The organism is uncultured Roseibium sp. (assembly GCF_947499295.1).
Taxonomy (GTDB): Bacteria; Pseudomonadota; Alphaproteobacteria; order Rhizobiales; family Stappiaceae; genus Roseibium.
Genome location: NZ_CANMNP010000015.1, coordinates 22371 through 45104, shown reverse-complemented (window position 1 = coordinate 45104; position 22734 = coordinate 22371). Strand labels below are relative to the sequence as shown.

Below are 22734 nucleotides of genomic sequence, written 5' to 3'. Positions count from 1 at the left end.
CCCTCTCCTATCCAACGGCGACGTCGTAGGCCTCGCGTGCGGCCGCGATATTGGCGGCACCAACCTGCCCTGGAAACTTTTGGGAAATTGCCTGTTCGACGGCTTCAATAGACACCTCACCGCTCATCGCTGCGAGGCTGCCTAGCAGCGCTGCGTTGGGAAGTGGTCGTCCGATATGTTTCCGGGCAATCTCGCTGGCTCCAACATCCCGAAAGTGGTTGTGCGGAAACCCGGAGGCAAAATCGTCAATTCCCAACTCTTCGAAGGATTGCTGGGAGTTAATCAAGACATAGCCTTGACCATTGAGACCCGCGAACAAGTCAACTGAGTGAATAAGTGTCGGGTCCTGTATAACGAGAGCATCAGGTTGGGATACGGGTTCGCGTGACCGTATTTCCGTGTTTGCAATTCGGCAGTAGGAAACGACAGGCGCACCCATTCGCTCCGATCCGAAGCTCGGAAACGCCTGCGCGTGCTTACCCTCATTGAATGCCGCGATGGACAGGAGTTCGGCGGCGGTAACCACGCCCTGGCCGCCCCGGCCATGAAATCGTACCTGGAACAAGACCTCTCCCCCGATTGGAACACACTGGCGACCACCGGCCGGCAGGCAACGATTGGGAGGGTACAAAGGCGAGCGACTGTCAACATTGACATGTCTCAATCGTTTCAAAGGCTGTCGCCTGAAACCCAGAATTGAATCGTGGTTTGCTGAAACGTGGTGGGTTGGAAGACAGACGAACGATCTTTTGTCACAGTCGCCTGCCTTGGGACGCCTGCGGCGGTCACTCGCCTAGAGCATGACCGGAAAGCCAGACACCGACAATCTTGAAGTCGTCGTCGAGGCATACAAAATCTGCCTGACACCCAACCTTGAGCCGTCCGAGGGGGCGGCCAACAATGTCAGCCGGGAAGCTGGTTGCCATGGAAAGCGCTGTCTCAATATCTACGCCAACGCTTTCCACGAGATAAGCAACCGAAGTTGGGAGATCGATATCGGCACCTGCCAACGTTCCGTCGGAGAGCGTTAGTCTGCCGTCTTGCCTGAAGATTTCACGCCCTCCGAGATGAAACGAGGTCACGTCGGTGCCTGTTTGAGACATGGCATCTGTTACAAGGAATATGCGGCCCGGTCCGGATTTGGCTTCAAGCGCTATTCTGATCGCTGCCGGATCAACGTGAACACCGTCGGCTATCAGCCCCGCGCTCAAGCTGCCGAGATCAAGCGCGGCACCGACGAGCCCAGGTTCACGATGTTGAAGCGGACTCATGGCATTAAACAGATGCGTCACACAGGCTGCACCAGCCTCTGCTGCTGTTGAGCACTCTTTATAAGAAGCGCCGCTATGTCCCAGACTGACGTGAATGCCAGCACCGGCCAATCGGCTAATCTGTTCGGGGCTTACGGTTTCCGGCGCGACAGTGATCATCAGAGAGGGCAATTGGCTGGCCGCATAAAGATAGAGATCCATGTCCTCATCTTCTATCGGCCTGATCAGGGAGGCGTCATGTGCCCCTTTTCTGCCCGCACAAAGATGAGGGCCTTCCAAATGCAGCCCATGGAAGCCACGAACACCTTCCGCCCACGCCTCTATTCCAAGCTTGAGAACTCTGCGTGTGACCTCAGGACTGTCAGTGATCAAGGTTGGGGTCAGCGAGGTTGTTCCGAGTTGCAGATGAGCGTGACAGATGCGCGCAATATCCTCCACACAGTCCACGTCACCCAGCATCAGCCCGCCGCCACCATTGACCTGAAGGTCCACAAACCCCGGCACCAGCGTGCTGTTGCCAAGGTCGGTTCTCACCTGGTCTGCCGGAAGCGCTCCAAGGGGCACAATGGCCTTGACGCGTCCACCTTCCACAAGAAGCGCAGCATCTTTATGAAAGTTGTCGCCGTCAAAAATTCTGCTGCAGGTGTAGGCAGATAGGCCGGTCATACTGTCTGCGTCACCTTTTTCAGATGTTTTGGCACATCCGGGTTGAACCCGCGTTGCCGCGAAAACCACTCGATAAATGCATAAAAGGAGACAATCTGAGTAAGTGCGTCAGTGATCGGATGGTCGGTCGAGACAAAGGGCAGCCTGTGAGCGCGCTCGACCAGCTTCGTGGTTGCGTAGACACTTCCGCCCTGGGCGGACATGAGATCAGCAGCCTCCGCAAGCCCGGCCTCGGCGGCATCCCTAACCCCGAGCGCCAGTATCGGATACCCGCCTTCGACAATCGAAACAGGTCCGTGCATCACTTCCGCCGACGAATAGGCTTCTGCATGCACCTGGCATGTTTCCTTGAATTTCAAGGCCGCTTCGTTGGCGATCGCGAGCCCAGGGCCACGGCCGATTACATAAAGCGAGCCTCGTTTTTCAATCGGTTCTGCAAGTTCCTGCCAATCGATACCAATTGCATCCTCAAATGCACCAGGCAACTTTGCAAGCGCGTCCAGGAGCTTTTCATCGCCTCCTATTTCAGCAAGCAGCACCAATCCGGCAACAACGGAATTCACGAAGGTTTTCGTTGCAGCAACACTGCGCTCAGGACCAGCTCCAATGTCCAGTGCCGCGCTGGAAAGTTCCGCCAGTTTGCTGTCGGCTGTATTGGTCAGACCAACTGTGAAGGCCCCCTGCTCTTTCGCGCTTTGCACCACCGACAGAATGTCCGGACTTGCACCGGACTGAGAGATAGCGATCACCAGGGCCTGATCAAGCCGTACCTTGCCACCGTAAATTGAAGACACTGACGGTCCGAGTGAAGCCATAGCAAGACCGAGATATATCTCCGAAGCGTATTTCAAAAACGTCGCGGCATGGTCTGAAGACCCGCGTGCCACACTCGCCAGAAAAACGGGAGCGCCAGCGCGTGCCGCAACAGCACGAATGTGAGCGCGACCGTCGGTCAACAGCCTGTTCGCGACTACCGGGATCTCTTCGATCTCCTGCCTCATGTGTGTCTGGGCAAAAGGGTTCATTGGTTTACTCATGAAGTCAGTCATCCGACATTTGCAGTTCGGCAATGAAATCGTAGGCATCGCCGCGATAGACAGAGCGGGTAAACTCAACAACATGTCCGGAAGCAAGGTAGGATACACGCTCGATCTTAAGTCCGGCTGAACCGACAGGAACGTTGAGAATTTCGGCATCCATCGATTCAAGATTGCGCGCCGAAATACGTTGAATGGCGCGCACAGGCTGCAGCCCTGTCGATCGCAACACTGCGTAAAGAGACGTTGAAACGCGTTCTGGATTGGGCAGAACCTTTTCCGACAGTGAGGCCCGTTCGATTGCCATTGGAGTTCCGTCAGCCTTGCGCAAACGGTCGACGCGCGCGACACGCTGGCCAGAAGTCAGACCAAGCGTAAAAATTTCCTCCGGCGAAGCAGGAAAGACCCCGCGGCGCAGCCACTCGCTGCTGGCTGTAAGACCGCGCCGCGCCATGTCTTCACTGAAGGAAGTCAAACTTGAAAGACGTTGCTCGACCTTGTGAACCTTGGGCGCGACAAAGGAACCGCTACCGCGCTTTTGAACAACGATCTGGTCTTCCACAAGACCGGCAACCGCCTTGCGCACTGTCACGCGCGACAATTCGGTAATGGAAGCGATTTCACGCTCCGAAGGCAACGGCTCGTTCTCCTTCAGCACACCATCATCAATCGCCTGTTGAATGCGGCGACGCAGCTGGAGATAGCGTGGCCCACTTGAACTGGCCATCCAGTCATCGTTTTCCAGCATGGAGATGAAGTCTGTCATGAAACGAGATGCCTTGGGCGAGAATAATAATACCTTTCAGATACCAATTTAAACTCTATCGAAACCGAAAATCAAGTGCTAAAAGGTTCTTCATTAACCTTTGGGACTGCCCTTTGAACGGAGATATGCGAGCAAGATCACGCCGATAGCCCGGAATTGATCGCCAAACGTCCGCTTAAACGACCTGAGCCCGGAACATGACGCTGCCGACCACAGAAGATCGAGACCCACTCTCCATCGGTCTTTCAAACAGATCTGACGAAGAAGTTCTATCATTGCTGCTTGAGCGGCAGATGGAAGCGTTGAGAGCTGTTGGCCCCGCGTTACCGCAGCTTGTCAACGCAGCAACGGCTCTTCAAAAGGCAGCGCAGGCCGGAAACAAGATCGGATATTCAGGAGCCGGAAGTGCAGGTCTGACCGCGCTTTCAGATTGCCTGGAACTGCCAGGAACTTTCGGCTTTCCTGCCGATCGGATGTGCATGCTATACGCCGGAGGTGTCGAAAATCTTCTTCACCTTGCAGGCACGCACGAAGATGATATTGCACTGGGCATTCGTGATTTTGACCAAAGCGGCCTGGGCGAAGGTGACGTTCTGATCGGCGTTTCTGCGAGCGGAACAACGCCTTATACGCTCGGCACCTTCAAAGCCGCCGCAAAAGCAGGCACCGTGACAATCGCAATTGTAAACAATCCCGGCACACCACTCCAAGAGCATTCAAACTTCCCGGTATTCTTGAACACACCCGTGGAAATCATTGCAGGCTCCACACGCATGGGAGCAGCAAGCGCGCAAAAGGCCGCGCTCAACATGATTTCAACTCTGGTTGCTCTCAGGCTAGGCCACGCTGTACGCGGTCATATGGTCAACCTGGTCGCCGACAATGAAAAGCTGCGGTCCCGTGCCCAAAGAATGCTTCAGGACCTGACCGGCTGCGCTGAAGAAACCGCAGCAAACGCGCTAATTCAAGCGAACGGACGCGTAAAAGTAGCAACTGTCATGATTCGCGAGGGCGTCAACGCCAACAAAGCGGAAGACATCCTGAAAAAATACGACGGCAATCTGCGCCCGCTACTCTGATCCAATTCAGCAAGACTATAGTTAGCTCTTTACCTTTCAGGCTGTCTGTTCCGCATGTGCGTACAGTCACGTTTCAGCTATTCTTTGACAAATTGCCGCGATTCATACCGGCTCAGCCAAACTGCCATAATCGTTAAAAAAATCAGGCCAATTATTTTTTTGGTTTACTAACTCCGCAATTGGTTGCATATTGGTATTATAAATGGACGCAAACAAATAGATCCAGAGGCGTAATCACAGGCGATGATCACCTGTTTCGATATTGGGGGTTCCTTCATCCGGCACGGAACGCTGCGTGAAGATGGATCCGTCACAGAAAACGGCCGCGTCGCGACGCCCGGCGCCGACTGGGACGCGTTTGTAGGCGCCATTAATTCGTGTGCCGGAAGTTCAGGCACTCCCATTTCGATCTCGCTTGCAGGCGCATTTGATGACCGGTCCGGAGTAGCTGACGTTGCCAACATACCCTGCCTTCACAAACGTCCCGTGTTGTCCGATCTGGAAAAAGCTCTGGGACGCCCCGTTGTTATAACAAATGACGCCAATGCTTTCGCGCTTGCGGAAGCCGTTGACGGCACCGGCAAGGGCAAATCCGTTGTGTTCGGTATTATTCTCGGCTCAGGCGTTGGCGGCGGTCTCGTCATAGATGGCAAGCTGGTGACGGGTTTTGACGGCATCGCCGGTGAATGGGGGCATGGACCGGTGCTTGACCCCAGCGCCGGTGGCCAATTGTCGGGTATCGGTCACTATGCTTGCGGCTGCGGACAAATCGGGTGCATTGACGCAATCTGTTCTGCCCGCGGGCTGGAACGGATCCACCAGTCACTTCACGGCATTACTTCTTCCAGCGAGGAAATCACCCAGGCCTGGCACCAGGAAGATGTGAAAGCTTCTTCAACCATAGGGGCTTATTCAACCCTCCTGTCCCGTGCTCTTTCAGGCCTGGTCAATACGCTTGGGCCCGACGTTATTCCGGTTAGCGGAGGACTTTCCAACGACATTGCATTGCTTGATCTGATTGATCGTAAAACGCGTGAGATCGTGTTGGCCAAATATGAGCAGGCATTGGTTTTGAAAGGCCATTTTGCGGAAAATGGTGGCCTCCAAGGTGCAGGTATCGTAGCCCGAATGTCGTTCAGGGAGTGGGCTGCATGAGATTACCCCCCTCAAGCGACACCCTCATCCTCGAGATTTGTGTCGACACCCTGGAGGGTGCCTGGACAGCTGCTGAATGCGGAGCAGGTCGCATTGAGCTTTGTGCTGCACTTGACGTCGGTGGACTGACACCATCGGCCGGGATGATGTCTGCCGCTTCAAAATTGCCTGTTGACGTTTATGCAATGATCCGGCCGCGTGCGGGCGACTTCTACTATTCGGACGCAGAAAAAGCAGTGATGCTACGCGACATCCAGATGGCCGAAAATGCGGGTCTGGAAGGAGTTGTCATTGGTGCAGTAACCGAACAGCGCGAATTGGATCGAGACTTTCTGGCTGCGGCCATCGAGAACACATCGCTTTCTGTGACCCTGCATCGCGCCTTCGATACAGTGAAAGACTATGCATCTGCGGTGGAAACCGCGATCGAACTTGGGTTTGAACGCATTCTGTCTTCCGGCCAGGCTACGACAGCAGATCTAGGCCGGGAAGCACTCGCAAGTGCCGTAAAACAAGCAGCAGGCCGAATTTCGATCATGGCAGGTTCAGGCGTTTCAGCCGCGAATGCTCAGAGCCTTCTGGCGCACGCAGGCGTCCATGAACTCCACGCATCCTGTGGCTCCTATGTTGATGCCCCTTCGCCCGATGCCCTTGAAAGCAAACTCGGCTTTATTGGTGAAACCGGCGTCAGATCAACAGATGCAAAGCTCGTGCGAGCATTGAGGGATGCTATGGACAAATATTTGGAGGCCGCAGCATGAAGACCGGTTACCTCGGCCTCGGCGCCCGAATTGCAAATGTCAGCAATTGCCTTCAGGGTGTTTCAACGGACCTGGAACCTGCAGTCTATGTGGACTCGACACCTGCCGGTCTGAAACATGTTGAACAGAAATCCGGGCAACGCCTGAGAAGCTATTCAGATCCAATTGATATGCTGGCAAAGGAAAACCTTGATCTCCTGATGATCGGTTCTCCAAACTTCATGCATCTTGATCACCTCCGGGCCGCTCTCCAATCCGACGTTCCTTATATTTTCTGCGAGAAACCTGTTGTCGTCAGCGAAGAGGAAACCTTTGAGCTGCTGTCTTTGATGAAAGCAAATGACGGAGCGAAAAGAGTACTCGTCGGATTGGTCTTGCGTTATTCGCCGCTCTACACCGAGTTAAGGCGCAGCCTGGACAACGGGCAGATCGGCAAAGTCGTTTCAATCGAGGCTGCAGAGCATATCGGTCCCTATCATGGCTCCTTCTTTATGCGGGACTGGCGCCGCTACGAGAAAAATTCCGGTGGCTTCATGCTTGAGAAATGCTGCCATGATCTCGACCTCTATCAGGGCGTTGTCGGTTGCCGTCCAAGATATGTTTCCAGTTTCGGTGGCCGGAAAAGCTTCGTTCCGGAGAACCGTCCCGAACAGGATCATAGCTTCCCGGCCCCTGAAATCTCGGGGCGTGTCGACCCATTCACGCCGCGATGGGGTGGCGGAAACGCAGATTTCGATTCAGATGGTGACATCATCGACTACCAGACCGCGCTGATTGAATATGAGGACGGCGCGAACCTTTGTTTTCACACGAACATTTATGTGCCCGATGAATTCCGGCGTTTTGCGATCATGGGCACAAAGGGCATGGCCGAAGGTGACTTCATCCGGAACTATTTCCGTGTGCACGATGCACTGACTTCGAAGCGACTTGTCGACAAACCACAGCTCGCTGAAGCGCGTGACGGTCACTACGGCGCTGACGAAGCGATGGCCAAGGATCTCGTTCACTACTTCAAAAACGGCGGCGGGTTGCCGGTCGGTGTTCTCGATGCGCTTGAAGCAGGGCTGACTGCAATCAAACTCGATGAAGCGCGTCATGCCCGCTCCGTTATCGACTTGAAAGATACCTGGGACCAATTTGACAGCTATGGGTTGGCTTAGAGGGGACAATGGCGTTCAACACTCGAAAAACTGACTATTTCCCGTACCTATTGCTGATACCGGCAACAGTTGTGACGTTGATCGTAGTCGCATGGCCTCTGGTGGAGACTATCCGTCTATCCTTCACAGATGCCTCGCTGCGCCCCGTCGAAAACTATGTTGGCTTTGCCAATTACGAAAAGATGTTCTCCCGGCGATTTCCGGAAGTAATAGCACGAACATTCTATTGGATGGCGCTGTCAGTCATTTTCAAAATTGTCGTCGGAACGCTCGGTGCGGTGCTGCTAAACGCAGCTATTCCCGGCAAAACTCTTATGCGCGTATTGGTGATGCCGCCCTGGATCATCCCGATCCCAATTGGCGTCTTCATCTGGGGTTGGATGTACAATGGGCAGTTCGGAATGATTTCCGGCATTGGTCAATCCATTGGACTGCTTGAAGGGCCGTTCGAATTCCTGGCCTTCAAGTCTTCTGCCTTCTTTTCGACCATTGTCACGGATGTCTGGATCGGAACTCCTCTTGTAACAGTCTATCTGCTGGCGGCAATGCAGGCCATTTCGCCTGACCTGCATGAGGCGGCCTGGGTCGACGGTGCTTCCAGGTTCTATCGTTTTCGCCGGATAACCCTGCCGCTCATCATGCCGGCCATCGCGACGATGTCGCTGTTGTCCGCCATCTGGACTTTCAACTCCTTCGACATCATCTGGATTCTGACAGAAGGCGGTCCCCGCAACGCGACCACAACGATGATTATCGACACCTACAAGACTGCGATCAGCCGCTTCAAATACGGCGAAGGTGCAGCGCGTGCCGTCATGATCGTGATCTTCCTGTCGCTGTTCTCCACCTTCTACTTCCTGATGATTTCCAGGCTATCAAAGAAGGACAAAGAGGTATGATCAACAAGTATCGCTGGTACGAGTTTGTATTGATCTATGCCGGGCTTGCCCTGTTTTTGACCTTCATTCTCGCACCGTTCATCACCGCTTTCACGGTGTCGTTGCGGCCCATGCAGTCGCTGTTTTCAATCCCATACCGGTTTCTGTCGGACAACATGACGTTCGAGGCCTATTGGGAAATGTGGAGCAGCGTTCCCTTGCTGGCGCGCTACATGATCAACTCGATTTTTATCTCCAGTGCGATCACCATTTGCGGGTTGTTGGCCATCGTTCCGGCCGCCTATGCATTTGCGCGATTTGAGTTTTCCGGGCGCACAGGGCTCCTCGCAGGTTTTCTTGCCGTGAACATGGTCTCCGGCGCGGTCCTGATCATCCCGCTTTACAAGGTGATGCAGCAACTTGGTGTTCTGAACACTTATTTCGCGATGATTGTTCCAGGCACTGCATTCGTGATCCCGACAGGCATCTGGTTGCTGCGCTCCTACCTTATGAAGATACCACGTGAGCTCGAGGAAGCTGCCTGGGTGGATGGAGCCGGCAAACTCTACACCATGATACGGGTCATCCTGCCGATCGCCCTGCCCGGCATCATGGTCGTCGCCATCGCAACATTCATTGCGGCATACGCTCAACAATTCATCTTTGCACTCACCTTCAACTCGGTGAACGAGTTCAACCCTCTCCCAGTCGGACTGTTCCAGTTCTTCGGCCGTCAAACGGTTGTGTGGAACGAACTGATGGCTGCAAGTTTGGTCGGCATCCTTCCAGTGCTGCTCCTCTACGTCTTCCTCCAACGCTACATCGTCGCGGGCCTGACCGCCGGTGCCGTGAAGGAGTAAGTCCCGCATAGCAACCCACACACAATAACCGGAGGTGGAAAATGACTATGAAGTCCATTTTGATGGCAAGCGTGTTTGCAGTCGGTCTGACCGGCGCAGCCGCTGCGGAAGACAAGATGATCAACATGATCAACTGCGGCGACGACACAGGTGCGGGCATCCCGCTCCAGGCGCAGCTGATCGAAGAATGGAAGTCTGCCAATCCTGGATATGATGTCACAGTGGAATTCGTTCCCTGGGGTCAGTGTCAGGAAAAATCCACAACGCTTGCAAGCGCGGGCAACCCGCCTGCAATCGCCTATATGGGCTCCCGCACGCTTAAGCAGCTCGCCGCCAACGATCTGATCATTCCTGTGGACATGACCGAAGATGAGAAGGCGACCTACGCACCGCCGATCCTCGGTACGATAACCGCCAATGGTCAGCAGTGGGGGTTGCCGCGCGCGTTTTCAACAAAGGCCCTTTACTGGAACAAAGACCTTTTCAAAGAAGCTGGACTTGATCCGGAAGCAGCGCCCAAAACCTGGGACGAAATGTATGACGCCGCTGCGGCTATCAAGGAAAAAACAGACGCTGACGGGTTCGGTCTGGCTGCCGCGTCCTTTGACAACACCATGCACCAGTTCATGAACTACGTTTATACGAACGGTGGTGAAGTCATTAACAGCGATGGTGAAATTGTCTTCAATTCACCGAACAACGTTGAAGCGCTCGCCTTTTATGGCAAGATGGCCGGCGTCTCACAACCTGGTCCCATCGCCTATGACCGGGCCAAATTGCGTCCGCTTTTTTCCGAAGGAAAAATCGGCATGTTCATTTCCGGCCCGTGGGAACGCTCACAGGTTGGCGACTCCGTCAACTGGGGTGTTGCCCCGATCCCGGTAGGACCGAGTGGGAAGCCCAGTACGCTGTTGATCACGGATTCGCTTGCTGTCTTTAAAGGAAGCGGTGTCGAAGAACAGGCGCTGTCACTTGCAAAACTGCTGACCAATCCGGAAAACCAGATTGCTTTCGAATTGGCTGAAGGCTTCACACCGCTGCGCGATTTGCCTGAAGTTAAAGGCCTCGTTGAAAAAGACCCGACCTGGGCTGCGTTCCTTGATGCCATCCCGACGGGCGGACCGGAGCCGTTCCTCACCGATTATGTCGGCTTTCAGGACACGATCAACGAAGCTGTTCAAGGCGTCGTTTCCGGCGATGTCGATCCGTCCGAAGCGGTGGAATTCGCCGCCGAGGAACTGGAAGAATTCAAATAAACCTCCCGCAAACTCGTCCGGACCCTCTTTCATGAGGGCCCGGACCTTTTCAGACATATGAGGAATTCCGATGGGCGAACTACGCCTCGATGACGTCCGCAAATCCTTCGGCAATCTGGAAGTGATCAAGGGCGTTTCACTGGACATCAGTCATGGCGAATTTGTTGTGTTCGTCGGACCTTCGGGATGTGGCAAATCCACGTTGCTTCGCATGATCGCCGGGCTGGAGGAAATCAGCGGCGGCACCGCAGAGATTAGTGGCAAGACAGTCAACAACCTGCCTCCGGTCGAACGCGGCATCGCCATGGTTTTTCAGTCCTATGCGCTTTATCCGCATATGTCCGTTTATGAAAACATTGCGTTTCCGCTCAGGGTTGAAAAGCTTTCCAATGATCTGGTCGAGCAGAAGGTTCACCAGGCCGCACGTATTCTCAAACTGGAAGAGCGGCTAAAGCACCGTCCTGGCCAACTCTCGGGCGGCCAGCGACAGAGGGTTGCGATCGGCCGTGCTATTGTTCGGGAACCATCGGTGTTCCTGTTCGACGAACCTCTTTCCAACCTGGACGCAGCGTTGCGGGCGGAAATGCGTGTGGAATTGGCAAAGCTCCACAATGAGCTCGATGCCACCATGATATATGTGACGCATGATCAGGTCGAAGCCATGACAATGGCTGATCGGATCGTCGTTCTGGAACATGGCGTAATTTCACAGGTCGGCACACCACTTGATCTCTATCACAAACCGCAAAACCTTTTCGTGGCCGGTTTCATCGGCAACCCGAAAATGAACTTCTTGAAAGTGACCGGGATAGATGCCGACGAAAAAGGCGCCAGAGTGACCCTGCCCAATGGGCAAGAGATAGTGGCCGGCGTATCGACCAACGGCGACATTGCAGGAAGGTCACTCACTCTTGGCATCAGACCGGAAGACCTCACCTTGGACGCAGCAGACGCTACTATCGAAGTTGTCCCGAATGTGGTCGAACATCTCGGCATCCACACAGTGACTTATAGTGTGGTGGACGGTGCGACAGATACGTTTTGCTCTTTATTGCCTGGCTCTGCACCTGCCAGGGTCGGCGTGTCCGTCGCAATGGGGCTAAACGGTGCTGACTGCCATCTATTTGAAGAAAATGGCGCTGCGTTTGAACGCAGGGTCGCCTTGTCCGACCTCGACCCTGCCAAAATGCAAATATGACGCAATGAAGGCCGGCAAATTGCACCCTTTTCTAGGTGGATTTGCCGGGCAAGCCGTCTGGAGGACAGAGCAACTTTTCTCCCGAAAAATGCCCTAGACGACTTGCCCACGAGCAGAGACGGGCTCAATGCGCGTCACCACTCCGTCTCTGTGAAAGACCAGTTTGTCGAACAGGTTGGAAACCACACAGGTGTGATTGGGTATGATCCGCACACGCTCACCAACTTGCGGTTTGTTTTCCGACCTGCTCAGATCGACAACGGCATGTTCTTCGCTCAAATTCGCAATCGAAGCTTCTGGATAACCGATCATCCGGCCATGATCGGCAAAACCGAGTAAATCGGAGGTAAGTGCCTTGGAACCGGCGTCGAGCACAGCCCTGTTTTCGGTGGGTCTGGACACTACGGTGGCAATCACATGCATGGCGCAATCCTCATAGTCGCACATACCGGCACGCACCATCGAGCGATCATTGAAGATATATGTGCCTGCCCTGTGTTCTGTCGCGCACTTGACCAGATCTGAATCAAAAAGACTGGGCGATCCACCGTGAGACACTACGGGACAATCAAGTCCTTCACGTTTCAAGAGATCAATGGTCTTTGCAAAGAACGTTTCAACGTCAGCCTCGCTCGACGGCTTGGGATAAGTCAGCAATCCATGGAACGTAAGGCCGGTTTTTTGGTCAATCTGCCTGGCGAGGACTACTGCCTCTTCCGGTGTCTGGACACCATTTCGACCCGAGCCGGTATCGCACTCGACCAAAACCTTCAAAGGGGTACTTTCGCCAAAGCGGGTTGCAAGGCCATCAACCACAAAATCGTTGTCCGCAACCACCTGCAGGTCCACCCTGGCATTCAGCTCCTTAAGCCGATCCAGGCGCGCATCACCGAGCATGTTGAAGGTGACTAGGATGTCGGTGAAACCTGCGTCAGCAAATACCTCTGCCTCACTGATTTTTTGGCAGTTGATACCCTTTGCTCCAGCTGCGACCTGCAACGAGGCAAGCGCGGGAATTTTGTGGGTCTTGATGTGAGGCCTGAAGTTTCGACCGATCCGATTGAAATACTGTTGCGCGACGTTGATGTTGGATTCCATGACCGCCTCGTCGATCACGACAACTGGCGTAAGCAAGTCGTTTATGGAGTATCCGACACTCATGATTTGCCTCCTGAACGGCCGGTTGCTTTCAAGGTTTCCTGCGCTTCTTCATCTAACGTCAACGCATAGTCCGAGATCGGCCAGATATCGCTTGGTGCCTTTTTGTAAGGCGTCTTTCTTGGATCGTTCGGATAGGGCCGCCCGGCTGAGCAGTACAGAATGAGCTGACTGATTTCGGCAAAGGACCGGTAAAAGTGATTGGTCGATTTGACGACCACAATCTTGAGGTCAGCAAGGTCTATGCCAAAATTGGTGAAAAGACTTGTATCGAAACACTGGGCCCGCGTTGAGTTCAAGATAACGTCGATTTCACCCACCTTGATCCACGTGGCATCGCCGATCGGGACAATGCTGTCACCAAAAACCTGCGTCGCATTCTTCACGTTGCGGATGACGTCCACTTCGGCGTCTATGGGCAATCCGGTTTCCGGAGCAGATTTGGCACCGAAACGAAGCTTCAACGAAGCACCCTCGCCCGCAGCATGACAGAGTTTGACAGCAATCGGGTCCCAGATGCTGCCGAATGCGGTCTTGGTGAGCTGGCGCTTCAGGGCCTCGGTCAGAAGTATCGTCGAGTCGCCTGCGGTCCCCCCGCCCGGATTGTCCCACATATCGGCAATTGTGACCGGACCTCCAGAAGAGCCAACCGCTTTGTCGAATGCTTCGCTTGGGGTCAGTTCAGGGCTGCGGACATTGCCACGCAAGCCATAGAGCTTTTCTCCGAGCTCCTTTGCAACCCGTTCACCCAACGGGTGATCATCATTGGTGACGGCAAGGATCTTCGTACCCATTTCCGGTACGTCGCCCGCCATGAACCCATGAATAACAGAAAGCGAAAGAATGTTGGGCGTTCCTCTTTCGAGCTCAATCATGTCATCGACGAAACCGCGCATTGGTTCTTTGCTTGTCGGAAACACATCGATCATCTTGGGATCGAAGACACTGATGACTGGCCGCGCGCGACCGGCAACTGTCTCCCCGGCAAGGTGCCAGGCATCTTCAGCTCTCTCAACAAAGTCGGTGTGAGGAAACTCCTTGAAGGCAATCAACGCATCGGCCGCCGTGATCCGCTTGCGCGTCAGATGACTATGCGGATCCATGGTCGCAACAATGGGCACGGTGGACCCAACAATCTCCCGGGCTCTTGTCAGAAAATCGCCCTCCGGATCATCATACCCTGCTGCAACCATCGCACCGTGCAGGCCAAGGACAATGACATCAAAAGGACCGCTCTTTTTCAGTTGCCCAAGAATTTCGTCCCGAAGCAGCTCATAACACTGACGCGAGACCAGTCCAGCCGGATCTGCCCATGCGGATGTACCCTCGACGAGTTGCCAATCATTGTCCTTGGCAAATTGCCGTCCCACGGTCACTACGGCAGAACACAGTGTTGGTGTGCCGGGATGCTCGCCTGGCCGCGCCAACAAGGACGCCTCAAATGCATCGATGTCTATGCGAATTGGTGAAAAGGTGTTGGTTTCTGTTGCCAATACAGCTGTGAAAGCACGTCGCTGGGTCATCTTCAGTTTGCAGCGCCGAGTGGATTTGGCAAGTAACCGGTGAAACTGCAGATCTTCCAGCGCCCGCTCTTCTTGACGCAATAATAAAGCGTCTGCCAAAGCAAACGATCCTCGCTGCCATCAGCCTTTTTGATCCGACCGTCGAATTTCTTCCGAGCGATAGCCCGGGAGCCATTGATTTCGATATCTGTCAGACGAGTCGCATTGAAGATCGCGGCTCTTGCGTCTTCCGCAAAATCGGTCTTGGAAAACTCTTCTGCCTGACGCAGCCATTCGTTCTTGTAAGTCGCCAGATCGGGAAAGCCGAGTTGCCATTCGTCCGGGTTGGCCACCTTCCCGCCGTCGACCCCGAAAAACGCATCTTCTTCAAAATCGTTTGATACAAGGCCCCAGTCAGCGGCGAGAAATGCCGTTATGTCCCTATCAACGAGCATATCCCAGATTTCCGCACGATCGGGATCCTGACCCGAGAATGGATTGATTTGATTTTCAGACTTATCCCGCATTTCGGAAACCATTTTCATTTGTACGGTTGATTTTTAAAAAATATAGGAGTGAAATGAAACCAATGTCAAACCACTATGTAAATCATTTTCATTTTGGAGCTTGAAATGAGCATCACACGATATGGAGCCGACAAATCAGGAGCCGGCGGTCAAAATCTTCCCTTTGCACGCGCTGTAGAAGCTGACGGATGGCTTCATGTTTCCGGACAGGTCCCAATGAAAGATGGAGAGATAGTGAACGGTGGCATCGTTGAACAAACGCACCTGACCATCAAGAACGTCATCGCTATTCTGGAAGAAGCTGGATACGGACTTGAACACGTGGTTCGTGTTGGCGTTTGGCTAGATGACCCTCGAGACTTCTGGTCTTTCAACGGGGTCTATAAATCCTATTTTGGCGAACACCCTCCTGCGCGCGCTTGCGTCCAGGCGACCATGATGGTCGACTGCAAGGTTGAAATCGACTGTATCGCCTACAAGAAACCGGATTGATCGGTTATGCGAGACATTCTGTCGGTGTTGCAGGGTGTTGAACCTGATTTATCAAAGTCGGAACGCGTTCTGGCGGCGATCTTGCGCAAAGATGCAGACTTCATTGTCAACGCGGGCATTACCGAGGTTGCTGAACGCGCTGGCGTGTCGCCACCAACGGTGACCCGTTTCTGTCGAAGACTTGGATGTGAAAGCTTTACGGCCTTCAAGGTGCAGGTTGCTCAGGTCACCTTTGCAGGCACCCGCTATCTAGCGACCAATGCTGCTTCCGAGGCTCCGCAAGACATTGCCGACAGTCTTATGGTTCAGCTGCAGGAAACGGCCGCAAATACCAGGTCTGCGTTAGACATGGACACGGTCCAGCATGCTGCAGACCTGCTCAGCAACGCTGGTCTCGTTGCTGCCTATGGCGCTGGTGGCACTTCGTCGATGGTTGCGGACGAGATACAGAACCGCTTTTTCCGTCTTGGTTTGCGCACTGTCAGCATAACCGATCACGCCATGCAGCTTATGCACGCGGCAACATTGCGGCCAGGAGATGTTGTCGTGGCCTCTTCCGTCTCGGGACGCAATGTCCAGATGGCGCGCGCGCTCGAGGCTGCCAGAACGTATGGCGCGACGATAATTGCGCTCACCCGGCCCGAGCGTCCTGTGGCAGCCCTCGCCGATATCACAATCGGGATCGATCTGCCGGAAGGGGAAAACATCCTAAGACCAAGTTGCAGCCGTTACGCGTTTCTGTTTGTCGTCGATTTGCTTTCAACTTTGATAGCAGTGAGACGCGGAGATGAAGCTCGCGAAACCCTGCGCCGGGTCAAACATCAGCTTACCAATACCCGCGATCAGGACGACAAGGAGGCACTGGGTGACTGAACAGACTTCAAAACCGGTCGCCGTCGTAACAGGTGCCGCAGGTGACATAGGTGCCGCCATTGGGGAACAACTGGCAGAGACCTACACCATAGCTGCTGTCGACATGGACCAGGACAGCCTTGAGAAGGTTGTTGGATCTCTTCAAGAAAAAGGTTTGAAGGCGACGGCACTTCAGTTTGATCTGACTAATGCCGACAGTCTTTGCGAATTGGCTGCTTCCGCCCGGTCTCTTGGCCCCATTGAGGTATTGATCAACAACGCTGGAGCAGCAAGCGCGCTCTCACTCCATCAAATGACCCGAGAAAATCTTGCAAAGGACGTAGGGCTAAACCTGGAAGCTGCGCTCAACTGTTTCAAGATGTTTGAAGATGATCTGATTGCCTGTGGGCACGCCAGCGTCGTCAACATCGCCTCGGTAAATGGTCTCGGAACCTACGGCCACCCCGCTTACAGCGCAGCCAAGGCAGGGTTGATACACGCGACAAAGGCTCTTGCCGTCGAATACGGCAAATATGGATTAAGGGCGAATGCTGTTGCTCCCGGAACGGTCAAGACGCAAGCTTGGAAATTAAGGCAGTCGGAAAATCCGCAAGTATTTGAAGAAGCCCTTCGCTGGTACCCATTCAAGGCTCTTCCAGAACCGGCCGATATCGCCCAGGCTGTTGCCTTTTTGTTGAGCCCGGCAGCCAGATGCATCACCGGTGTCTGCCTTCCGGTCGACAGCGGCCTGTCAGCTGGTTCCCCCGCCCTGCCCAGAACATTTACACAATCGCCCGACTTTGACGGAACCTGAATTCATGACCGATGTTGTCCTCGACTGTTTCTATCGTCCCTCAGAAAATCTTGCAGACGCGCGCCTCGAATTTGCCCTGACCAATACCGGCAAGAAGACGCTACAGTCCTTCACGCTCGCTTATTCCGCAATGACCCGTGCAGCTGGAAATGCATCTTTGGAAAATGCGCAAAACCTAACACGCATTGCCAATTTTCATGAACTCTCTCCACCTCCTGACCTGAAGTTTGAGCCAGGAGAGAGCTGGACATTCGCTGTTCAAGGCCTCGTCAATCCGGCCCGTCACCGGCTTGACGGACCAAAGTCGGCCTACATCACCATATACGGCCAAATTGTTGAGGTCCTGTGCAATGATCTTGATGCCCCGGATGACGCAGATACCGGTGAGCGCAGAAGTGTGTCTCCCGGCGTGGTCGACCTACCGATCCATATTGTGCCCTGGCCCCAAACGATCAATGTCTCGGCGTGGACGGACAGAATTTCTGCAATCCACTTGTCTGAAGGAACTCCTGACGAAAAAGCGGCAGCCGGAAAAATAAACGGCCTTTCAAAACGCCTCTTTCCCGAGGCCCCCTATCCGTTCCGATTTTCAGCTTCGTCGACAACTTGCGGTCTTGCCTTGAGGCATGACGAAACCCTGGCAGACGAAGCCTATGGTATCGAGTTCGCGAATGAACATGCACTGCTCAGGTATGGGGGCCAACAGGGCCGCGACTATGGCTTGACTGTGTTGGCGCAAATTGCCTACGGCGCTTATGTCGCGCCAGACACCTACCGCTTTCCTGTCCGGGGCTCAATCGCTGACTCCCCACGCTTTGGCTGGAGAGGAACGCATCTGGATGTTTCACGTCACTTCAGGCAGAAGCATGAAGTGCTGCGCCTGCTCGACATTCTGGCCTGGGGCCGTATGAATGTTCTGCAATGGCATCTGACAGACGACGAAGGCTGGCGCCTTGAGATCAAGGCTTACCCCGAACTCACAAGCAGCGGAGCCAAACGCGGCCCTGGTTGCCAACAGGTTGGGCAACTCGGGTTTTCGTCCCAAATTTACGAGGGTTTTTATTCTCAGGACGATATCAGTGACATCGTTTCCCACGCCCTTGACCTCAACATAGATATCGTCCCGGAAATAGATGTGCCGGGTCATTCAACTGCAGTCCTGAAAACCTATCCCAAATTCGCCGATCAGGCCGAGCCCGACAACAGTTATCACTCCATCCAGGGTTATCCCAACAACGCGCTCAACCCAGCGATGGACGAAACATATGACTTTCTTGAGAAGGTATTTGCGGAAGTCGCAAGCCTGTTTCCAAGCAAATACATTCACATCGGCGGGGACGAGGTTGATGTTCACTCCTGGCTGGAATCACCCAAAGCTCAGCGATTAATGAGTGAGAAGAACCTCTCCGGAACACTGGAATTGCAAGCTCATTTCATGGGAAGAGTGCGCAAGATCCTCGCGAAACACGGCAAGAAACTTGCCGGATGGGATGAAGTATCGCACGGCGGCGGCATCGATCCGGACGGTGTCCTCCTGATGGCGTGGCAAAAGCGCGAGGTTACAAAGGAGTTGATTGACCAAGGCTACGACGTCGTCAGTACGCCCGGGCAGCACTATTACCTCGACATGGTTCAGGCCTCCGGCTGGAAGGAACCTGGCGCAAGCTGGGCGGGTGTTTCAACGCCCGAAGCATCTTACGCCTATGAACCCTCGGAAGGCCTGCATGAGGCCAAACTGGACCAGTTGAAAGGTGTTCAAGCCTGCATCTGGAGCGAGCACCTTACCGACAAAGCGCTTTTCAATCACATGGTCTTCCCGAGAATTTACGTTGTTGCGGAGGCAGGCTGGACGTCACCAGCACAGAAAAACTGGCAGCGCTTTGCTGCATCAAGCATGTACTTCCCATCCCTATGAAACGAGACGACAGGCGAACAATGAAAATAGCGGTTGGCGGTATCCACACGGAATGCAGCACTTATTCTCCCCTGATCCAGACCGCTGATGACTTTACGATTGTTCGCGGTGAAGACCTTGTCAGAGAGGCAGGCCTGGCGGACAGCCGGTATGCCGAGATCGCCTTTCAGCCTCTTTTTCATGCGCGTTCTGTCCCTGGCGGACCTGTTGAAGAGACTTGCTATCAATCCTTCAAAGGTGACTTCCTGAAACAGCTTGAGGACAGTCTTCCTGTCGACGGTGTGCTCCTGATCATGCACGGCGCAATGCATGTGGTTGGCCTGGGCGACGCCGAAGGCGACTGGATTGCAGCTGTTCGGAAAGTCATCGGGCCAAAGCTACCGATCGCAGTCAGCTATGACCTTCATGGCAACGTTACCCAAAATATCGTCGACCAGATCGATATTTTCTGCGCTTACCGGACAGCGCCCCATATTGACGTTCAGGAAACCCACCAGCGCGCAGCGGATCTGTTGATAGACCAACTCTCTGGTGGCTCCAAGCGGTGTGTTGCCTGGGTTCCTGTGCCTGTTCTCCATCCTGGGGAACGAACGAGCACCGAAGACGAGCCAATGAAGTCTCTTTACACAGGCTTGCCGTTGTTCGACGCATCAGATGGTGTCGACGACTCCAATTTGATGGTGGGATACGTTTGGGCAGATACGGAAAGATCTACAGCTTCCGCCGTTGTGACGGGTACAGATCCAACAGCTGCCAAGCAAGCTGCCGAGCTCATTGCGGCCGGTTACTGGAACAATCGGGAGAATTGCCAATTCGGCGTCCCAACGAAACCGCTTGAGGACTGCCTGATGGACGCCGCGGCCTGCAAAACCCATCCCTTCATACTCGCTGACAGCGGCGACAACCCGACAGGTGGTGGTGTCGGTGACAGGACCGACATCCTTCACCTCTGGCTTGAAAAGGGAATGGAAGGTGGCGTGTTCGCCGGTATTGCTGACCCAGCAGCGGTTGATGCAGCTTGGCAGTCCGAAACTGGTGCCAAGCTTGAGATAACAATTGGAGGAGCTCACGGAAGTTCTTGCCCAACTGTGGAATGCCAAGCGAAGGTGCAACTGAAGCGCGGCGATCCTGACAAAAAGACGCGAGAAGTGCTGCTTGAGGTTGCCAACAACCTCGTCATCCTGTCCGAGTACCGCCGCCCATTCCATAAGCTGGATGATTTCAAGGCTTTCGGCATCGACCCCGCCAGCGCCAAATTCCTGATCGTCAAATCGGGATATCTTTCACCCGAGTTGGCGCCGATTGCCTGTCCACCACGAATGGCCCTGACTGACGGAGCCGTAAATCAAGACATTCGCGCCCTACAAAACGAATGGCGTCGGCCACCGTCCTTTCCGTTTCAACAAGACTTCGATTGGCTGCCGGCTGCGAGGCTGTCAGCAAGGGCCTGTCACAAATCCCTGTAAGCTCACGAACGTGCTGGGTTCGTCATCTTGTCCGCTGACCTTCGCTTATTCGCGCTGACACCGGCAGAGCGTTTACTTCAGCAAAGTGTTCTTTGAAACCAGCGCTTGGGCTCAAGCCTTGAAACCAAAACACTCAACGGACGGTCATCGAACAACCGTCCGCTCTTTTGCAACGCCCTTGTTCAGGACTGGCTCCAGTAGTTGTTTGCCTGGGCGACGGTTTGAAAATTTGTCGCAACAACCTGAGATACCATAGTCAAGCTGTCAGCACTGTTGGCGTAATCGGCGCGAAGCCTCTTTCTGATCTCGTCATCCGGTTGGGTCAGTTTGACCGCCATTCGCGACATCTTTATTGCAAGGCTGTAGCCCTCTTCTGGTGTGGCCGTTTTCAAACTCGGAAGCCAGCTCATGAATATCTCCCTCGGTTCATGATTGATTTGTGTTGCTCAATGGCGATGCGATAGCGGTTCAGGTCAGGCGCTTCCCTTTTTCAGCATCAAATTAGCTTTCAACGAAAGGCCGGAAGTCCGGCAACAGCAACATGCCGGCGACCGGAACATTCTCACTGACCTAAGCACCTTCGCATTTGTATGCCTTCTAATAATATGCTACCTAACTTTTAGCAACAAAAATGTTTTGCAAGAATCTCCCGCGGTGTTACCAATTTGGCTTCACACCAAAACAAGGGCCTGAACCCATTGTCCAATCGAGCCAAATCGAATGAAAGACCGAAGATTAGATTAGACAACCAATTGTGCTTCGCCCTTTACACGGCCTCGAACACAGTCGGACAGCATTACCACACACTCCTCAAGGCCCACGACATTACCTACTCGCAATATCTGGTTTTGATGGCATTGGCAGAAGAAGATGGAATCTCGATTTCTGCGCTTGCCAGTCGCTTGGAAGTATCAAAGGCTACTATGACACCGATGCTTCGTAGACTGGAGGTCAAAGGCCTCTTGACCCGCGAGATTCAAGAAGGAAACGAACGCCAGAAAATCGTTGCACTGACAAACGAAGGCCATAGCGCCTGGGCCAAGTGCTGTGACGTTTCATTGGACGTATTTGAACGTACCGGCTTGTCCGCGGATGAAGCGCAAGAAGTCATACGAATCTGCGCAAAAATTGCTCGTAACTAGCTATGACGACCAAAGAGCGCATTCGCTGAGACTGCACCTTCAAACTCCTTTAGGCGCCGCCTTGCTCTCAGGAACGAGATAAATGTCTTTTGCAATCTGTCCGTGTAGATTCTTGCAAAGGAATCCGGCCGGTGTTTTGAAAACGGGCAATGACTTAGATTTTGAAGACTTGAAATGCAACAAAACAGCAAACAATTCAGTTTCGCCTAACTTTCCGGCGCAATTAATTAAGGCCGCAAAAAAATGCAACAGCATTGAACAAATATCTCATTCCTCTTTGTTTTCCGTGATTTAGTTGCCAGATTATGGACACAAAAAATCCACATCCGATTTTTCATTGTTAGTTCTGACAGGGTTGAATGTGACTGAGCACTCATTTCTGTTGAATTTGTAGAACAAATTTGGCAGGTGGGTTCTCTTCTCCACACACCTAGAAATTCGTTTCGAAATCGATACTTCGCCTTCGGCCTGAACACTCAAGCGGCTCCGAAATAATAACGCCGCAACTCAGGTTTAGAGGGTCAAACGGGATCATGACACGTCTCCCCATCGATCTTGTGTTCCCGCGACAGCTCCGCCGGCCCTTTCCGGCGGAGTTTTCATTTGATGACTTTTTGATTTCTATGGTGCTCACTAGCATGCCCTTTGCTCGGGCAAAGAAATGCCTCCGCACTGAGACAGCCATGGCAAATTAGGTAAAGATAACTGACCCGTATTTGCGTAAAACTTACTGTCATCGACCATTGTAAATTGGTCACAGTCAAGAAGATTACGCT

At 53.6% G+C, this 22734-nt stretch carries 22 protein-coding genes; 14 read left to right on the top strand and 8 right to left on the bottom strand.

What is annotated here, in order from left to right:
• Nucleotides 1-7 precede the first annotated feature (7 nt).
• The 4 genes from Q0835_RS20970 to Q0835_RS20955 all read right to left on the bottom strand — a co-directional run bounded on the left by Q0835_RS20970 (nt 8) and on the right by Q0835_RS20955 (nt 3740).
• The gene (locus Q0835_RS20970) at nt 8-565 is read right to left on the bottom strand and encodes a 2-oxoacid:acceptor oxidoreductase family protein (RefSeq protein ID WP_298964053.1); all 558 of its coding nucleotides are present in this window, start codon (nt 563-565) and stop codon (nt 8-10) included.
• 220 nt (nt 566-785) lie between these two features.
• A complete protein-coding gene (nagA, locus tag Q0835_RS20965) occupies nt 786-1937 on the bottom strand; it encodes an N-acetylglucosamine-6-phosphate deacetylase (RefSeq protein ID WP_298964052.1) in 1152 nt (383 codons plus the stop codon).
• Complete coding sequence (locus Q0835_RS20960) at nt 1934-2974, bottom strand: SIS domain-containing protein (RefSeq protein WP_298964051.1); 1041 nt, start codon at nt 2972-2974, stop codon at nt 1934-1936. The genes nagA and Q0835_RS20960 overlap by 4 nt, the downstream gene beginning before the upstream one ends.
• 4 nt (nt 2975-2978) lie before the next feature.
• On the bottom strand, nt 2979-3740 hold the full coding sequence (locus Q0835_RS20955; protein ID WP_298816414.1) for a GntR family transcriptional regulator: 762 nt from the start codon (nt 3738-3740) through the stop codon (nt 2979-2981).
• A 197-nt stretch (nt 3741-3937) separates the two neighbouring features.
• Here Q0835_RS20955 and Q0835_RS20950 point away from each other — a divergent pair, with 197 nt between their 5' ends.
• The 8 genes from Q0835_RS20950 to ugpC all read left to right on the top strand — a co-directional run bounded on the left by Q0835_RS20950 (nt 3938) and on the right by ugpC (nt 12090).
• Nucleotides 3938-4819, top strand: coding sequence for an N-acetylmuramic acid 6-phosphate etherase (locus tag Q0835_RS20950; RefSeq protein ID WP_298816412.1), 882 nt, complete (start codon nt 3938-3940; stop codon nt 4817-4819).
• A gap of 243 nt (nt 4820-5062) precedes the next feature.
• Nucleotides 5063-5974 (top strand): ROK family protein, encoded by a 912-nt coding sequence (locus Q0835_RS20945; RefSeq protein ID WP_298964050.1) that lies wholly within the window; start codon nt 5063-5065, stop codon nt 5972-5974.
• Entirely contained in the window at nt 5971-6735 is a 765-nt protein-coding gene (locus tag Q0835_RS20940; RefSeq protein WP_298964048.1) for a copper homeostasis protein CutC, read from the top strand. The genes Q0835_RS20945 and Q0835_RS20940 overlap by 4 nt, the downstream gene beginning before the upstream one ends.
• The gene (locus Q0835_RS20935; protein WP_298964047.1) at nt 6732-7898 is read left to right on the top strand and encodes a Gfo/Idh/MocA family oxidoreductase; all 1167 of its coding nucleotides are present in this window, start codon (nt 6732-6734) and stop codon (nt 7896-7898) included. The genes Q0835_RS20940 and Q0835_RS20935 overlap by 4 nt, the downstream gene beginning before the upstream one ends.
• Before the next feature lie 8 nt (nt 7899-7906).
• A complete protein-coding gene (locus tag Q0835_RS20930; RefSeq protein ID WP_298816403.1) occupies nt 7907-8797 on the top strand; it encodes a sugar ABC transporter permease in 891 nt (296 codons plus the stop codon).
• A complete protein-coding gene (locus Q0835_RS20925; protein ID WP_298816401.1) occupies nt 8794-9636 on the top strand; it encodes a carbohydrate ABC transporter permease in 843 nt (280 codons plus the stop codon). The genes Q0835_RS20930 and Q0835_RS20925 overlap by 4 nt, the downstream gene beginning before the upstream one ends.
• A 41-nt stretch (nt 9637-9677) precedes the next feature.
• Nucleotides 9678-10892 carry a sugar ABC transporter substrate-binding protein gene (locus Q0835_RS20920; RefSeq protein ID WP_298964046.1) on the top strand — a complete coding sequence of 405 codons (1215 nt, stop codon included), beginning with the start codon at nt 9678-9680 and terminating at the stop codon, nt 10890-10892.
• Between the two features lie 70 nt (nt 10893-10962).
• On the top strand, nt 10963-12090 hold the full coding sequence (gene ugpC, locus Q0835_RS20915) for a sn-glycerol-3-phosphate ABC transporter ATP-binding protein UgpC (RefSeq protein ID WP_298964045.1): 1128 nt from the start codon (nt 10963-10965) through the stop codon (nt 12088-12090).
• 93 nt (nt 12091-12183) lie between these two features.
• Here the strand turns inward: ugpC and Q0835_RS20910 are convergent, their stop codons facing one another.
• The 3 genes from Q0835_RS20910 to Q0835_RS20900 are packed head-to-tail and all read right to left on the bottom strand — an operon-like array spanning nt 12184 to nt 15277.
• Nucleotides 12184-13251, bottom strand: coding sequence for a D-TA family PLP-dependent enzyme (locus tag Q0835_RS20910; RefSeq protein ID WP_298964044.1), 1068 nt, complete (start codon nt 13249-13251; stop codon nt 12184-12186).
• Nucleotides 13248-14771 (bottom strand): M81 family metallopeptidase, encoded by a 1524-nt coding sequence (locus Q0835_RS20905; protein WP_298964043.1) that lies wholly within the window; start codon nt 14769-14771, stop codon nt 13248-13250. Before Q0835_RS20905 ends, Q0835_RS20910 begins: the two co-directional genes overlap by 4 nt.
• 2 nt (nt 14772-14773) lie before the next feature.
• The gene (locus Q0835_RS20900; RefSeq protein WP_298816390.1) at nt 14774-15277 is read right to left on the bottom strand and encodes a hypothetical protein; all 504 of its coding nucleotides are present in this window, start codon (nt 15275-15277) and stop codon (nt 14774-14776) included.
• 105 nt (nt 15278-15382) lie between these two features.
• Here Q0835_RS20900 and Q0835_RS20895 point away from each other — a divergent pair, with 105 nt between their 5' ends.
• Genes Q0835_RS20895 through Q0835_RS20875 form a run of 5 tightly spaced genes read left to right on the top strand, consistent with a single transcriptional unit; the run spans nt 15383 to nt 20816 of the window.
• The gene (locus Q0835_RS20895; protein ID WP_298816388.1) at nt 15383-15769 is read left to right on the top strand and encodes a RidA family protein; all 387 of its coding nucleotides are present in this window, start codon (nt 15383-15385) and stop codon (nt 15767-15769) included.
• Between the two features lie 6 nt (nt 15770-15775).
• A complete protein-coding gene (locus Q0835_RS20890; RefSeq protein ID WP_298816386.1) occupies nt 15776-16642 on the top strand; it encodes a MurR/RpiR family transcriptional regulator in 867 nt (288 codons plus the stop codon).
• Nucleotides 16635-17435: an SDR family oxidoreductase gene (locus Q0835_RS20885; protein ID WP_298964042.1), complete on the top strand. Its 801-nt coding sequence runs from the start codon at nt 16635-16637 to the stop codon at nt 17433-17435. Before Q0835_RS20890 ends, Q0835_RS20885 begins: the two co-directional genes overlap by 8 nt.
• Before the next feature lie 4 nt (nt 17436-17439).
• A complete protein-coding gene (locus tag Q0835_RS20880) occupies nt 17440-19350 on the top strand; it encodes a family 20 glycosylhydrolase (RefSeq protein WP_298964041.1) in 1911 nt (636 codons plus the stop codon).
• A gap of 20 nt (nt 19351-19370) precedes the next feature.
• Nucleotides 19371-20816 carry a M81 family metallopeptidase gene (locus Q0835_RS20875; RefSeq protein ID WP_298964040.1) on the top strand — a complete coding sequence of 482 codons (1446 nt, stop codon included), beginning with the start codon at nt 19371-19373 and terminating at the stop codon, nt 20814-20816.
• A 182-nt stretch (nt 20817-20998) separates the two neighbouring features.
• Here Q0835_RS20875 and Q0835_RS20870 read toward each other — a convergent pair whose 3' ends face one another.
• A complete protein-coding gene (locus tag Q0835_RS20870) occupies nt 20999-21226 on the bottom strand; it encodes a hexameric tyrosine-coordinated heme protein (protein ID WP_366142388.1) in 228 nt (75 codons plus the stop codon).
• A gap of 255 nt (nt 21227-21481) precedes the next feature.
• Between Q0835_RS20870 and Q0835_RS20865 the strand changes: the two genes are divergently transcribed.
• Nucleotides 21482-21958, top strand: coding sequence for a MarR family transcriptional regulator (locus Q0835_RS20865; RefSeq protein WP_298964039.1), 477 nt, complete (start codon nt 21482-21484; stop codon nt 21956-21958).
• Nucleotides 21959-22734 lie beyond the last annotated feature (776 nt).

Excerpts from the sequence above, each read along its gene's own strand:
- Q0835_RS20890 (WP_298816386.1), top strand. The coding sequence starts at position 15,776 with ATGCGAGACATTCTGTCGGTGTTGCAGGGTGTTGAACCTGATTTATCA.
- Q0835_RS20930 (WP_298816403.1), top strand. The coding sequence starts at position 7,907 with ATGGCGTTCAACACTCGAAAAACTGACTATTTCCCGTACCTATTGCTG.
- Q0835_RS20960 (WP_298964051.1), bottom strand. The coding sequence starts at position 2,974 with ATGAGTAAACCAATGAACCCTTTTGCCCAGACACACATGAGGCAGGAG.
- Q0835_RS20910 (WP_298964044.1), bottom strand. The coding sequence starts at position 13,251 with ATGAGTGTCGGATACTCCATAAACGACTTGCTTACGCCAGTTGTCGTG.
- Q0835_RS20895 (WP_298816388.1), top strand. The coding sequence starts at position 15,383 with ATGAGCATCACACGATATGGAGCCGACAAATCAGGAGCCGGCGGTCAA.
- nagA (WP_298964052.1), bottom strand. The coding sequence starts at position 1,937 with ATGACCGGCCTATCTGCCTACACCTGCAGCAGAATTTTTGACGGCGAC.
- ugpC (WP_298964045.1), top strand. The coding sequence starts at position 10,963 with ATGGGCGAACTACGCCTCGATGACGTCCGCAAATCCTTCGGCAATCTG.
- Q0835_RS20940 (WP_298964048.1), top strand. The coding sequence starts at position 5,971 with ATGAGATTACCCCCCTCAAGCGACACCCTCATCCTCGAGATTTGTGTC.
- Q0835_RS20875 (WP_298964040.1), top strand. The coding sequence starts at position 19,371 with ATGAAAATAGCGGTTGGCGGTATCCACACGGAATGCAGCACTTATTCT.
- Q0835_RS20900 (WP_298816390.1), bottom strand. The coding sequence starts at position 15,277 with ATGCGGGATAAGTCTGAAAATCAAATCAATCCATTCTCGGGTCAGGAT.
- Q0835_RS20880 (WP_298964041.1), top strand. The coding sequence starts at position 17,440 with ATGACCGATGTTGTCCTCGACTGTTTCTATCGTCCCTCAGAAAATCTT.
- Q0835_RS20925 (WP_298816401.1), top strand. The coding sequence starts at position 8,794 with ATGATCAACAAGTATCGCTGGTACGAGTTTGTATTGATCTATGCCGGG.
- Q0835_RS20945 (WP_298964050.1), top strand. The coding sequence starts at position 5,063 with ATGATCACCTGTTTCGATATTGGGGGTTCCTTCATCCGGCACGGAACG.
- Q0835_RS20920 (WP_298964046.1), top strand. The coding sequence starts at position 9,678 with ATGACTATGAAGTCCATTTTGATGGCAAGCGTGTTTGCAGTCGGTCTG.
- Q0835_RS20955 (WP_298816414.1), bottom strand. The coding sequence starts at position 3,740 with ATGACAGACTTCATCTCCATGCTGGAAAACGATGACTGGATGGCCAGT.
- Q0835_RS20870 (WP_366142388.1), bottom strand. The coding sequence starts at position 21,226 with ATGAGCTGGCTTCCGAGTTTGAAAACGGCCACACCAGAAGAGGGCTAC.
- Q0835_RS20935 (WP_298964047.1), top strand. The coding sequence starts at position 6,732 with ATGAAGACCGGTTACCTCGGCCTCGGCGCCCGAATTGCAAATGTCAGC.
- Q0835_RS20905 (WP_298964043.1), bottom strand. The coding sequence starts at position 14,771 with ATGACCCAGCGACGTGCTTTCACAGCTGTATTGGCAACAGAAACCAAC.
- Q0835_RS20950 (WP_298816412.1), top strand. The coding sequence starts at position 3,938 with ATGACGCTGCCGACCACAGAAGATCGAGACCCACTCTCCATCGGTCTT.